Here is a 15,429-nt window from a genome sequence, read left to right on the forward strand (position 1 = left end):
AACGCGTGCAAGAGTTAATCGAGTCGGTAGGACAACTTTCGGCTAAGCAAAGAAAGGCTCTGGCGGTTCTGCTCAAGCAGAAAGGCGTCAACCTTTTTGACATTGCCCCGGTTTTCAAGCGCACGGCTGAAGAACCGTTGTTGCTGTCCTACGCTCAACAGCGCCAGTGGTTTCTCTGGCAATGGGCGCCGCACAGCGCGGCCTACAACATTCCCACGGCCCTGCGCTTGCAGGGCCCGCTGGATGTGGCCGCGTTGCAGCGCAGCGTCCAGGCGCTGATCGAACGTCACGAAACCTTGCGCACGGTGTTCACTCAAGACGCCGGGCAACCCTTGCAAACGATCCTGCCCGCAGGATCGTTTGCCCTGGATATTCACGAGCTGAGCCCTGAACTGGCGGCAAACCCGCAGGCGTCGATCCAGGCCTTCGTCCAGACCCAGAGCCAGCAAGCTTTCGATTTGCAGACCGGCCCGCTGTTGCGCGCGGCCCTGCTGCAAGTCACCCCGCATGATCACGTGCTGGTGCTGACCCTGCACCACATCGTGTCGGACGGTTGGTCGTTGCAGGTGATGATCGAGGAACTGGTGCAGCTGTATGCCGGTTTCAACCTCGGGCATGACGCCGGGCTGCCGGCCTTGCCGATTCAATACGCCGACTACGCCCTGTGGCAGCGGCAGTGGATGGAGGCCGGCGAACAGGAACGTCAACTGGCCTACTGGCAACACAAGCTCGGCGGCGAGCAGCCGGTGCTGGAGTTGCCCACTGACCGTGCGCGTCCGGTGGAGCAGAGCTTTGCCGGGGCCAGCCATAACCTGATTCTGGACCCGGTACTGAGCGACAGCCTCAAGGCCTTTGCCCGACGGGAAAACGTCACGCTGTTTGTGCTGTTGCTGGCCTCGTTCCAGGCCTTGTTGCACCGCTACAGCGGCCAGGCCGATATTCGCGTCGGTGTGCCAGTGGCCAACCGCGGGCGCGTGGAGATCGAGCGTCTGATCGGTTTCTTCGTCAACACCCAGGTGCTCAAGGCGGACGTCGACGGGCAAGCCAGCTTCGTCGATCTGCTGCGCCAGGTTCGGCAAACCGCCCAGGAAGCCCAAGCGCACCAGGACCTGCCGTTCGAACAACTGGTGGAAGCCCTGGAGCCAGGCCGCAGCCTGAGTCACAGCCCGTTGTTCCAGGTGATGTTCAATCACCAGGCCGAAAGCCGGATCAGTGTCGAGACGCGGTTGAACGGCTTGAGCATCGAGCCGCTGGAGTGGCAAAGCGCAACCGCGCAATTCGATCTGGTGCTGAACACCACCGAACAGGCCCATGGCATTGAAGCGGTGCTCAAATACGCCACCGATTTGTTCGAGCCTGCGACCATCGAACGTCTGGCGCAGCATTGGCGCAACCTGCTGCGTGCAATCGTTGAGGACCCGACCCAGCGCATTGCCCAGCTGCCGGTGCTCGATGACGCGCAGCAACAACAACTTCTCGCGCACTGGAACCCGAGCCCGAACCCGAACCCGATGGCGCGCCCGGTCAGCCAGTGCATTCATCAGTTGATCGAGGCTCAGGCCGAGCGTCGTCCAGATGCGCCAGCGGTGGTGTTCGCCGGGCAACGGCTGACGTATGCCGAACTCAATCAACAGGCCAACCAATGGGCGCATCAGCTGATCGCCCGTGGCGTCGGCCCCGATGTTCGAGTGGGCGTGGCGGTTGAGCGTTCGCTGGACATGATCGTCGCCATTGTTGCTGTGCTGAAGGCCGGTGGCGCTTATGTGCCGCTGGACCCAAGCTACCCCGACGACCGTTTGCGCTACATGATTGAGGACAGCGGGATCGAGCTGTTGCTGACCCAGGGTCACCTGTTGGCGCAGCTGCCGATTCCACCGGGGCTGGCCTGTCTGGACCTGAATCAACCTCCGCAGGACAGCAGCACCGCCAACCCTCCTTGCCGCACCACCGCTGACAACCTCGCGTATGTGATTTATACCTCCGGGTCCACCGGCAAGCCCAAAGGCGCGTTGCTGCCCCATGGCAATGTCATTCGCCTGTTCAGCGCCACCGATCACTGGTTCGGTTTTGGCCCCGAGGACAGCTGGACGCTGTTCCATTCCTACGCGTTCGATTTCTCGGTCTGGGAAATTTTCGGCGCGCTGCTTCACGGCGGCAAACTGGTGGTGGTGCCCCACGACGTCACCCGTTCGCCGGAAGAGTTCTACACCTTGCTCTGCGATGAACAGGTCACCGTTCTGAACCAGACGCCGTCGGCGTTCAAACCGCTGATGCAGGTGGCCAGTGCTTCGTCGCGCAACCATGCGCTGCGTTACGTGGTGTTTGGTGGCGAAGCGCTGGAAGTGCAGAGCCTGCGCCCCTGGTTCGAGCGTTTCGGCGACCGCGCGCCGACTCTGATCAACATGTACGGCATTACCGAAACCACCGTGCATGTGACCTATCGCCCACTGTCCATGGCGGACTTGCAACAGACCCACAGCAGCCCGATCGGCGAGCCGATTGTCGACCTGTCGTGGTACTTGCTCGATGACGCGCTGAACCTGGTGCCCCAAGGCTGTATCGGCGAGTTGTACATCGCCGGGGCCGGGCTTGCGCGGGGCTATCTGAACCAGCCAGGCATGAGCGCCACCCGGTTCGTCCCGGATCCGTTTAACCCTGTGGCCGGCGAACGTTTGTACCGCACCGGCGACCTGGCGCGACTGCGTGGCGACGGGGTGATCGAGTACATCGGCCGTATCGACCATCAGGTAAAGATTCGCGGTTTCCGTATCGAGCTGGGGGAAATCGAAACCCAATTGCTCAACCATGACGCCGTGCGTGAAGCCGTGGTGCTGGCGGTCGAAGGGCTCAGTGGGCAGCAACTGGCTACCTGGATTGTGCCGAACGAGCCACTGGACGCAGATGCCCATGGCGGCTTGCGCGATTTGATCAAGGCGCAATTGCGTGAAACCCTGCCGGACTACATGGTGCCGGTCAGCTGGGTGTTCCTCGACCGCCTGCCGCTGACGGCCAACGGCAAGCTCGATCGCAAGCAACTGCCCAACCCCGATGTGAGCCTGGTGCAAGAAGCTTACGCGGCGCCGCGTAGCGAGCTCGAACAGCGTTTGGCCGAGATCTGGCAGGACGTGCTGAAAGTCGAGCGGGTTGGGCTCAACGACAACTTCTTCGAACTGGGCGGCGATTCGATCATCTCGATTCAGGTGGTCAGCCGGGCGCGTCAGGCGGGCATCCGCTTCTCGCCCAAGGACATCTTCCAGCACCAGACCGTGCAACGCCTGGCCACCGTCGCACAGCAGAGCGATGCGGTGCAGGCGATGCAAGGTGATGTGCTTGGCGCTGCCGTGCTGACCCCGATTCAACAGTACTTTTTCGCCACCGACATTCCCCAGCGTCAGCACTGGAACCAGTCGATCCTGCTGACCCCGGCCGAACCTCTGCAAGCGGCTGCGCTGGAGCAGGCCCTGGAACATCTGCAACGGCATCACGATGCCTTGCGTCTGCGCTATCGCCAGACCGCAGGTGGCTGGGCGCAGGAACATGCCGCCGTCGATCAGCCGAACGCACTGCTGCGCACCGTGGCGTTGCCTGACAGCGAGGCCTTGCCAGCGCTGTGCCTGGAGTTGCAGCGCAGCCTGAACCTGAGCGACGGCCCGTTGATCCGTGCGGCCTTGGTAGATTTGCCCGACGCCAGTCAGCGACTGCTGTTGGTGATCCACCATTTGGTGGTCGATGGTGTGTCGTGGCGGATTCTGCTGGAAGACCTGCAAACCGCTTATCAGCAACTGAGCGCCGGCACGCCGTTGCGCCTGCCGGCCAAGACCACGGCATTCAAGGATTGGGGCGAACGCCTGCAAGGTTATGCGCGCAGCACCGGGCTGGAAACCGAGCTGGATTACTGGCGCGAGCAACTGGCCGAAGCGCCGACAGACTTGCCGCTGGACAACCCTGATGGACAACTGCAGAACCGTTTCGAGCGCAGCGTCGATACGCGTCTGGATGCCGAACGCACCCGGCAACTGCTGCAACAGGCGCCGGCGGTGTATCGCACTCAGGTCAACGATTTGCTGTTGACCGCATTGGCCCGGGTTTTGTGTGAGTGGACCGCCTCCGACAGCGCCCTGGTGCAACTCGAAGGGCATGGCCGCGAAGACCTGTTCGATGACCTCGACCTCAGCCGTACCGTGGGCTGGTTCACCAGCATGTTCCCGGTGCGCCTCACTCCGCAGGCCAGCCTCGAAGCGTCCATCAAGGGCATCAAGGAACAACTGCGCTCGATCCCGAACAAAGGCATCGGCTTTGGCTTGCTGCGGTATTTGGGCAACGACACTGCGCAAGCAGCCCTGAGCGGCTTGTCCCAACCCAAGGTGACGTTCAACTACCTGGGGCAGTTCGATAACAACTTCGACGAAGACGCCCTGTGGGTGCCGGCCACCGAAGACAAGGGCGCCGGGCAGGATGAACAGGCGCCGATGAGCAACTGGCTGACCATCGACGGCCGTGTCTACCAAGGGCAATTGAGCCTGACCTGGACCTACAGCGGTGACGTGTTCGAAGAGGCGACCATCAACGCTTTAGCCCGCGCTTATGAAGTTGCGCTGGGTGAGTTGATCGACCATTGCCTGAGCCATCCGAGCGGCGGCCTGACCCCTTCCGATGTGCCACTGGCCGGGTTGTCCCAGGCGCATCTGGACAGCTTGCCGATTGCGGCGCAGCGGATCGAGGACATTTACCCGCTGGCGCCGATGCAGCAGGGCATTCTGTTCCACAGCCTGTACGACGCCGATGCCAGCGCTTACGTCTATCAGATGCTGCTGGATATCGACGGTCTGGACGTACCGCGCTTCCAGCAAGCGTGGCAGCGGGTAGTGGATCGTCATGAAGTGCTGCGCGCCGGTTTCATCTGGGGCCGCGACGGCCTCGATACACCGCTGCAAGTGATCTATCGCCAGCTGACCCTGGAAATGCCGGAAGTGGATGTGCGCGCCGAACCGGACTTGCAAGCCGCGCTTGAGGCCCGTGCCTTGGCCGATCGCGAACGCGGTTTCGACTTGCAGAATCCGCCGCTGCTACGCCTGTGCCTGCTGCGCACCGCCGATGACCGTCATCGCCTGATCTTCACCTGCCACCACATTCTCATGGACGGCTGGAGCAACTCGCGGATGTTTGGCGAAGTGCTGCAGGATTACGCCGGGCATCCGGTGCCGAGTGCGCAGGGCCGTTATCGCGACTTCCTGGCCTGGCTGCAACGCCAGGACAAGGACGCGGCGCAAGCCTTCTGGCGCGGGCAGTTGGCCGAACTGGACGAACCGACGCGGTTGGCCTCGGCCTGCCACGGACAAACCGTGCCCGGCCCCGGCAAAGGCGTGCATAAGCTGACCTTTGACGCAGCCTTCACCCAGCGCCTCAACGGTTTCTCGCGTCAGCAGCAAGTGACGCTCAACAGCCTGGTGCAAGCCGCGTGGCTGCTGGTGTTGCAGCGCTACACCGGGCAAAGCAGTGTCGCGTTCGGCGCGACGGTGTCCGGTCGCCCGGTGGACCTGCCGGGTATCGAGCAACAGTTGGGCCTGTTCATCAATACCCTGCCGGTAATCGCCAGCCCGCCAGCGACCTGCAGTGTCAGCGACTGGGTGCGCAGCGTGCAGGACAAAAACCTGCTGCTGCGCGATTACGAACAGACGCCATTGCAAGACATTCAACGCCTGGCGGCGCTCAACGGCGAAGCGTTGTTTGACACCTTGCTGGTGTTCGAAAACTACCCGGTGTCCGACACCCTGGAGGCCAATCCGGGCGGCTTGCGTTTCAGCGGTCTCGAACACCGTGAGCAAACCAACTACGGCCTGACGCTGATCGCCGGTGCCGGCGAAGTATTGAGCCTGGACTTCAACTACCTCACCGAGCACTTCGCCGAGCGCAGCATTGCCGGCCTGGCCGCTCATCTGGAAGAAGTGCTGCGCCAGTTCCTCGACGCACCGCAACGCCTGCTGGGCGAGATCGGCCTGTTGCCGGCGAGCGAGCTGCGCACGCTGGCCGAATGGAATGACCATCATGCGGCGTACCCGGCCCAGGCCTTGATCCATCAGGGCTTTGAAGCCCAGGTCGAAGCGCGGCCACAGGCGATTGCCTTACGGCATGCCGGTGCTGGGCTGACCTATGCCGAACTCAATCGCCGCGCCAATCAACTGGCCCGTCATCTGCAAACGCTGGGTGTCGGTGCGGAAATCCGCGTGGGCGTGGCGATGCCCCGTTCCGCCGAGCTGGTGATTGCCTTGATGGCGGTGCTCAAGGCCGGTGGCACCTACGTGCCGTTGGACCCGGACTATCCGGCGGATCGCGTGGCCTACATGCTCGACGACAGTCAGGCGCGGGTGTTGCTGACCCAGCCGCACTTGCTGTCGCAGTTGCCCGAGACCCAAGCCCAAGGGGTGTGGGTCGAGGCGGGCGGTCAGGCCTTCGCCGACCAGGCACCGCACAACCTTGAGGGCCGGATCGACTCGGCCAACCTGGCGTATGTGATTTATACCTCCGGTTCCACCGGTAAACCCAAAGGCGTGGCGATTGCTCATCGCAACGTGCAGGCGTTGATCCACTGGTCGCACGAGGTGTACAGCGAGGAGGATCTGCAAGGCGTACTGGCCTCGACCTCGGTGTGCTTCGACCTGTCGGTGTGGGAGATTTTCGTCACCCTGGCCCGCGGCGGCTCGATCATCATGGCGCGCAACGCCCTGGAGTTGCCGGACCTGCCGGAACGCGATCAGGTGCGCCTGATCAACACCGTGCCGTCGGCCATCGCGGCCTTGCAGCGCGCCGGGCAGATCCCTTCAGGTGTGCGCATCATCAATCTTGCGGGTGAACCGCTCAAGCAAGGCCTGGTGGACACGCTGTACCGTGAGACCTCGGTCGAGCACGTTTACGATTTGTACGGGCCGTCGGAAGACACCACCTATTCGACCTGCACCCGCCGCGAAGCCGGCGGTCAGGCGAACATCGGTCGGCCGCTGGTGAATACCACCGCGCACTTGCTCGACGGCCAGTTGCAGGCCGCGCCGATTGGCGTTGCGGCCGAGTTGTACCTGGCCGGCGACGGCATTACCCGTGGCTATCTGTTCCGCCCGGGCCTGACCGCCGAGCGTTTTGTGCCCAACCCGCTGGCCAGCCATGGCGAGCGGATGTACCGCACCGGCGACCTGACTCGTTTGCGTGACGACGGCCTGATCGAATACGTCGGCCGCATCGACCATCAGGTCAAGGTGCGCGGGTTCCGTATCGAACTGGGTGAAATCGAAGCACGCCTGCTGGCCCACGACAGCGTGCGCGAAGGCGTGGTGCTGGCGGTGGAAGGCCATAGCGGTCAGCAACTGGTGGCCTATGTGGTGCCGACGCAGGCCGATCTTAGCCCGCAACAGCAGGACGATCTGAGCGAGGCACTCAAGACCGGCCTCAAGGCACATCTGCCGGATTACATGGTGCCGGCGCAATGGTTGTTCATCGAACAATTGCCGCTGACCCCCAACGGCAAACTCGACCGCAAGGCCTTGCCGACCCCGGGCGCCAACCCGCTGCAACGCGATTACGTGGCACCGCGCACCGCGCTGGAACAGCAGATTGCCGGGATCTGGCAAGACATTCTGAAACTTACGCGGGTCGGCGTGACCGACAACTTCTTCACCCTGGGCGGCGATTCGATCATCTCCATTCAGGTGGTGAGCCGGGCGCGTCAGCAGGGAATCAGCTTCACGCCCAAGGATCTGTTCCAGCAGCAGACCGTCCAGGGGCTGGCCACTGTCGCGCAGCTCGGCAAAGCCCTGGCGCCAACCGATCAAGGCCCGGTGACAGGTGAGACACCGTTGCTGCCGATTCAGCAATGGTTCTTCGAACAACCCTTGCCGCAGCGTCATCACTGGAATCAGTCGGTGCTGCTCAAACCGTTGAACCCTCTGGTGGCCGCGCCGCTTGAGCAGGCCTTGCACGCGCTGATCGATCATCACGACGGCCTGCGCCTGGGCTTTACACAAACCCCAGGCAGCTGGTCGGCGAGCTATCGGACCGTGGAACAACAGCGCCTGTCGCCGTTGTGGCTGGAATCGGTCAGTGATGCCGCTCACCTGGAACGCGTCGCCGAACACGCCCAACGCAGTCTGGATCTGCAACAAGGCCCGTTGTTGCGCGCGGTGTTGTTCGATTTGCCTGAGGGCGAACAGCGCTTGTTGTTGATCGTTCATCACCTGGTGGTCGATGGTGTGTCGTGGCGGATCCTGCTGGAAGATTTGCAGGGCAGCTACCGCCAGTTACTGGCCGGCGAGCCGTTGGCATTGGCGGACAAGACCACGTCCTTCAAGCATTGGGCGGAGCAATTGCAAGGTCACGCCCGCAGTGAATCGCTGCTTGAACAACTGCCTTACTGGCAGGCGCAGCGCTCGGACGGCGCGCCGCTGCCGCAAGATAACCCCCAGGGCAGCCTGCAGAGCCGCCATGCCTTGACGCTTTACAGTCGCCTGAACCCGACCTTGACCCGACGACTGCTGCAACAGACCCCGGCGGCTTACCGCACGCAGGTCAACGACCTGTTGCTGACGGCACTGGCACGGGTGATCTCCCGTTGGAGCGAACAGTCGTCGGTGCTGATTCAGCTCGAAGGCCACGGTCGTGAAGATTTGTTCGACGGCCTCGATCTGACCCGCACAGTAGGCTGGTTCACCAGCCTGTTCCCGGTCAAATTGACCCCGACCCAGGAGCTGGCCGGCTCGATCAAGCAAATCAAGGAGCAACTGCGCGCGATTCCGGATCGTGGCATGGGTTACGGTGTGCTGCGTTATCTGGGTGACGAGGCGTGCCAGGCGTCGCTGCGGACCCTGCCGACACCGCGTATCACCTTCAACTACCTGGGCCAGTTCGATGGCAGCTTCGATAGCCAGAGCGGTGCCTTGTTTGTGCCGGCCGATGAGGTCAAGGGCGCAGAGCACAGTAACGATGCGCTGCTGGGTAACTGGCTGACGCTCAATGGCCAGGTGTACGGCGGCGAGTTGAGTGTCGGCTGGTCGTTCAGCACGCACATGTTCAACGCCTCGACCATCGAACGCCTGGCCGAGGAATACGCCCGGGAACTGGAGTTGCTGATCGAGCATTGCTGCCAGCCGGACAGCCATGGAGTCACGCCGTCGGACTTCCCGTTGGCGCATCTGGATCAGTCCCGACTGGACGCCTTGCCGGTAGCTCCGTCCCGGATCGAAGACATTTATCCGCTGTCGCCGATGCAAGAGGGCATGCTGTTCCATACCTTGTCGGACAATGGATCGAGCCTGTACGTCAATCAGATCAGTCTGCCGGTGGGCGGTCTGGATGTTGAGCGTTTCCGTAAGGCCTGGGAGGCGGTCATCGAGCGTCAGGCGATCCTGCGCACCAGCTTCCATTGGCACGATGGCTTGGCCAAACCGCTGCAAATTGTCCAGCGTCAGGCGACACTCGATTTGCAGGTGCTCGACTGGCGCAATCGCGACGCCAGCGAGGCAGACATCGCCGCGCGGGCCGCCGAGGACCGGGCGCGAGGCTTCGAGCTGACCCAGGCGCCACTGCAGCGAGTGTTGTTGATTCGCAGCACTGAAGATCAGTATCAGATGGTCTGGACCAGTCACCACATCCTGATGGACGGCTGGAGCAGCTCGCGGCTGTTTGGTGAGGTGATCCAGCACTACGCCAAGGGTGAAATCAGTGCAGAAAACGGCCGCTACCGCGACTTCATCGCCTGGTTGCAAGCCCAGGACCAGGACGCCCGGGAACTGTTCTGGAAAGCCCGGTTGGCCCCGGTCAACGAGGCGACGGCGTTGAGCCAGGCCATCCATCCACGGCATGTGTCCGATGAACCCGGCCACAACGCCATTTACTCCCATTGGGACGCGCAACAGACCGGTCGTCTGCTGCAGTTCTGCCGCGATCTGCGGATTACGCCGAACACGTTGATCCAGGGCGCATGGTTGCTGCTGTTGCAGCGCTACACCGGGAAAAACACCGTGACCTTTGGTGCCACGGTGTCCGGGCGTCCCGAGAGTTTGCCCAATGTCGGCAACATGCTGGGGCTGTTCATCAACACCTTGCCGATCATTCAGACGCTGGAACCGGATCAGCCTCTGGCAGACTGGCTAAACCGGATCCAGGCTTACAACCTGGATATCCGCGACCATTCCCAGGCTCCGTTGGCGGACGTGCAACGCTGGTCCGGCCTGGGCGGGCAGGCGCTGTTCGACAGCATCATCGTGTTCGAGAACTACCCGATCGACGACCGCCTGCAAGAGGACAACGATACCGGCCTGAGCTTCGGCAAATCCATCGGCCATGACGTGACGAACGTGCCGATGGACCTGGCGGTGACGCTCGGCGACGAATTGTCGATTGAATACCTGTACCTGCGCAGCCACTTCAGTGCCGAGGCGGTGGAAGGAATTCGACTGACCCTGGAAAACACCCTTGAGGCGATGATGCGCGCGCCTCACGAACGCCTGGGTAACCTGCAGCGCCTGTCTTCTGAACAATGGCAGGCGATGCAAACCTGGAGCGCCGAGCCGCCGGCGGATCATCAGCCGCAGCTGTTGCCGGAACTGATCAGCCGACACGCCTTGAGTCAGCCCGAGGCCATTGCGGTGCAATGCGCCGGGCAGAGTTTGAGCTACGGCGAGCTGGAACGCCGGGCCAATCGTCTGGCTCACTGCTTGATCGAGCATGGCGCGGGGCCGGAAGTGGTGATCGGCGTGGCACTGCCGCGCTCGCTGGAAATGGTCGTCAGCTTCCTCGCCGTGCTCAAAAGCGGCGCCGCATATGTGCCGCTGGATATTGATTATCCACCGGAGCGTCTGGCGTACATGATCGAAGATTCCGGCATGGCGCTGCTGCTGACCCAGAGCAGCCTGCGGACGACGTTACCGGCGCCCGAGGGCCTGTTGCGCCTTGAGCTGGATCACCTCGACGAATCCCGTTATGGCGATGAGGCGCCGGTGTGTCGCGTGCTGGAGCAAGGGCTGGCCTATCTGGTTTACACCTCGGGTTCTACCGGACGGCCAAAAGGCGTGGCGGTCACCCAGGGCCCCCTGAGCATGCACTGTCAGGCCATCGCCAAACTGTATGAAATGGACACCCGCAGCTGCGAGCTGCACTTCATGTCGTTCGCCTTCGATGGTGCTCATGAGCGCTGGTTGAGTACGCTGTACAGCGGCGGTCGGCTGGTAGTGCGGGACGGTTGCCTGTGGACGCCGGAGCAGACTTATCAGGCACTGCACGAGTACGGCGTGACCATCGCCTGCTTCCCGCCGGCCTACCTCAAGCAACTGGCCGAGTACGCCGCGGCCAGCGGTATCGCACCGCCACCGGTGCGCATCTACTGCTTCGGCGGCGATGCGGTGCCGGACCAGACTTTCGAACAGGTCAAGGCGGCGCTGCGTCCCGAGTACTTCACCAACGGCTACGGCCCGACGGAAACCGTGGTCACGCCGATGCTGTGGAAAGTGCCGGTGAGCCAGCAGTGCGAAGCGGCTTATGCGCCGATCGGCCGGGCGGTGGGCGCGCGTTCCTTGTATGTGCTGGATGAAGAACTCAATCCGCTGCCGCCAGGTTTTGCCGGCGAGTTGTACATCGGTGGCTACGGGGTTGCCCGTGGTTATCACGGTCGGCCAGACCTGACCTGCGAACGCTTCGTGCCCAACCCGTTTGCTGGCGGCGAGCGGTTGTACCGCACCGGCGACCTGGTGCGCTTGCGCCAGGACGGCGTGGTCGATTACGTCGGCCGTATCGACCATCAGGTCAAGGTGCGCGGGTTCCGTATCGAGCTCGGTGAAGTCGAGGCCAGCCTGCGGCAACTGGCGCAGGTCAGCGACGCCTTGGTGATCGCCCGGGACAACGCCTCCGGCAAGCAACTGATCGGTTATGTCGTCACCGATGCTGGGCAGGAGCTGGGCGATGAACTCAAGGCTGGTCTGCGCAGCACCTTGCCTGAATACATGGTGCCGGCGCAGATCGTTTGCCTCAGTGCCTTCCCGATCACCCCCAACGGCAAGCTCGACCGCAAGGCATTGCCCGAGCCGGAATTCAAAAGCGAAGAATACGTCGCCCCGCGCAATCAGCAGGAACAACTGCTGGCGGAGATCTGGTCGCAGGTGTTGCAGGTGGAGCAAGTCGGTATCAGCGACAACTTCTTCGAACTGGGCGGCGACTCGATCCTGAGCCTGCAAGTGATTTCCCGGGTCAGGAACCACCCGACCCTGCAGATGGAACTCAAGCTGCGCGATCTGATGCGCTACCAGACCATCGCCGGCATCGTCGAACAGGACGTGGTGAAGGCGAGCACCGCGCAACCGTCGGTAGACCTCACTCATGTGGCCAGTGAAGGGTTGTTCAATCTGCTGCCGATTCAGGAGTGGTTCTTTGCCGAGGGCATGGCCGAGTCTCATCACTACAACCAGTCGTTTTTGCTGAGTGCGCGTCAGACTCTGGATCTGGATGCCCTGGAACGAGCGCTGGGCTGGATCGAAAACCACCACGACACCTTGCGCCTGCGCTTCTGTCAGGAAGGCGGACGCTGGTTGCAGCGCTATGCCGCACCGACCGAGCGCCGCGAGCCGGTGCTCTGGCGCCGCGAGGCCGAGAACAGTGAGCAGGTCGAAGCCTTGGCCAACCTGACGCAGCGCAGCCTCAAACTCGACGATGGACCGGCCTGGCGCGTGGTGCACATCGCCTTGCCGGACGGCCAGGCGCGGCTGTTGATGGTCATCCACCATCTGGTGGTTGACACCGTGTCGTGGCGGATTCTGCTCGATGACTTGAAGGTGGCCTACGAGGCTTGCGTGATGGGCATCGAACCGCAATTGCCGATCCGCACCAGCAGCTATCGCGCATTTGCCGAAGCCCTGCAGGCGCAGGCGCCGGTGATTGCCGAGCAGGAATTGAACTACTGGCTGGAGCAACTGGATCAGCCGGGTATCGACCTGCCGTGCGACAACCGTCGCGGCAAGAATCAGGTGCGTCACCAGGCTCAGGCGCGGCTCAAGTTGTCCCGCGAGCACACCGAGCAGTTGCTCAAGCAGGCGCCGGCGGTCTATCGCACGCAGATCAACGATTTGCTGCTGTCGGCCCTGAGTCGGGCGTTGTGTCGTTGGAGCGAACAACCGTCGGCGCTGATTCTGCTGGAAGGGCACGGTCGCGAGGACCTGTTCGAGAACATCGACCTGAGTCGCAGCCTGGGCTGGTTCACCAGCATGTTCCCGGTCCGGCTCACTCCCGACAGCGCGGACATCGGTGCGTCGATCATCAACGTACAGGCGCAGTTGGCGGCCATCCCACAGAAGGGCATCGGCTACGGCGTGTTGCGTCATCTGGCCGGCCCGCAACTGGCCCGCCAATTGGCCGACCTGCCGCAGGCACGGGTGACGTTCAACTATCTGGGGCAGTTCGACCAGAGCTTCGACGAGCAAGCGTTGCTGGTGCCGGCGCTGGAAGAAACCGGCGACAACTACAGCCTGCAGGCCAATCTGGGCAACTGGCTGGAGGTTGTCGGTCAGGTGTACGACGGTCAGTTGGCGCTGCGTTGCATCTACAGCACCCAGCGTTATCGAGCCAGCACCATGGAGTCGTTCATGCAGGATTATCAGCGCGAGCTTGAGGCGTTGATCGAGCATTGCATGGCGCGGGTGGGCTGAGTGCCGGGGCTTTAATCATTGCTGGAGGGGCGTTGCTCAGGCGCGCCCCTTTTTACGGACATAAGGATTTTTTCGATGTCGTTACACCCTGATCTGGAAGCCTTCCTCGACCTGGCGCAAGACGGCCAGGACGCAGGCCTGCCGGCGCTGCATCAAATGACACCGGTCGAGGCCCGGGCGATTTTCGAACAAACCACGGCGCAATTGCGTTGGGATGCTCCTCAGGATCTTGACGTGTTGGAGGTCAATACCACGGCGCGGGACGGTGCGCCGCTGGCGTTGCGTTTGTATCGTCCGAGCGGGGCGATGTCACCGATGCCGGTGCTGGTGTATTTCCATGGCGGTGGTTTTGTAGTGGGCAGCCTGGATTCCCATGACGGAGTCTGCCGCGAATTCTGCCAACGTACGCCGTGTGCGGTGTTGTCGGTTGGCTATCGGCTGGCGCCGGAGCATCGTTTCCCGACGGCGCTGGAGGACGGTGAAGACGCCTTGTCCTGGCTGGCGGAACAGGCGCTGGCCCTGGGGCTGGATGCCGGTCGTGTCGCGTTCGGCGGTGACAGTGCCGGTGCCACATTGGCGACGGTATTGGCCTTGCAAGCGGTGGTTCAGCCACACACCGTGGCCATCGTCCCCAAGGTGCAACTGCTGTGTTATCCGGTCACTGATGCGTCGCGCACTCACGATTCGCGTTTGTTGTTCAGTGAAGGGTATTTGCTGGAGAACGACACGCTGGAGTGGTTTTACCAGCACTACGCCCGCAGCCCCGAAGACCTGCTGGACTGGCGCTTCTCACCGTTGCTGGCTGAGGATCTGCGCGGTGTGGCGCCGGCGATTGTGCTGCTGGCGGGGTTCGATCCATTGCTCGATGAAGGCCAGGCCTACGTCGATAAACTGCGCGCGCAGGGGGTGAGTGTCGAACTCGAACATTGCCCGGGCCTGACCCATGATTTGCTCAGGCTGGCCTCGGTGATGCCGGATGTGCTGAGCGTGCATGAACGCTTGAGTCGGGCGCTGAGTCGGCATTTGGGTTGATGCCGACATTGATCGTTCCCACGCTCTGCGTGGGAATGCAGCCCGGGACGCTCCGCGTCCCACCCTCTAAAGCCGAACGCGGAGCGTCCGTTGAGGCATTCCCACGCAGAGCGTGGGAACGATCAGTGCGTCTGTTAGCCTCGCGGATCGTAGTTATCCAGCACCCGGTTGACGGCCAACTCCCCGAGCATCACCACCGATTGAATCCCCAGCATCATGTTGCGATGTGGCATGTCCATCAACCCGGCGAACTCACTGAGCATCATGCTCGCTGACGCCAGGGTTTCACAGGCGTTGACCAGCAGGGTTTCGTTATCGACCTTCTCACCCACATGGTAAATGGTGCTGGGTTTGCGCTTGGTGTCTTGGGGGATGGATGGCTTGAGGTGGTAATCGAGGGCGCGGTCGGCGGCTTCGTTGAGTTTTTTGGAATCGAGGGATTCGTAGGGGGAAACGTCGTCGGTTTTCGGAGGGTTTGGCGTAGGTTTGAACATAGATGAAACTCCTAGAGTTGTGGAGCCGCTACACATCGCTGCTAAACGAAAAAGAGGTGGCGGCTGTACGCGGGTTAGCAGACCAGGACTCTAGAACCCGGCGCACCGAAGTGCCCCACGCAAAGCCGCCATAACATGAACGACTAACGTTGTACGTCTAGAGATGACCCGGGCTGCTAAACCCGATCGCTGATTGATCAGCGACCCGGAAACGATAGAGCCCGGCC

3 protein-coding genes are annotated in these 15,429 nt (G+C 62.3%); 2 read left to right on the forward strand and 1 reads right to left on the reverse strand.

What is annotated here, in order from left to right; all coding sequences use genetic code 11:
* Positions 1 to 5: 5 nt before the first annotated feature.
* On the forward strand, positions 6 to 13,676 hold the full coding sequence (locus tag TU81_RS23505; protein ID WP_048396736.1) for a non-ribosomal peptide synthase/polyketide synthase: 13,671 nt from the start codon (positions 6 to 8) through the stop codon (positions 13,674 to 13,676).
* Between the two features lie 75 nt (positions 13,677 to 13,751).
* Positions 13,752 to 14,708 (forward strand): alpha/beta hydrolase, encoded by a 957-nt coding sequence (locus TU81_RS23510; protein WP_038982320.1) that lies wholly within the window; start codon positions 13,752 to 13,754, stop codon positions 14,706 to 14,708.
* Positions 14,709 to 14,842: 134 nt separating this feature from the next.
* Here the strand turns inward: TU81_RS23510 and TU81_RS23515 are convergent, their stop codons facing one another.
* Entirely contained in the window at positions 14,843 to 15,202 is a 360-nt protein-coding gene (locus TU81_RS23515) for a DUF6124 family protein (RefSeq protein WP_048396738.1), read from the reverse strand.
* Positions 15,203 to 15,429: the final 227 nt, after the last annotated feature.

This window comes from Pseudomonas lini (assembly GCF_001042905.1).
Classification (GTDB): Bacteria; Pseudomonadota; Gammaproteobacteria; order Pseudomonadales; family Pseudomonadaceae; genus Aquipseudomonas; species Aquipseudomonas lini.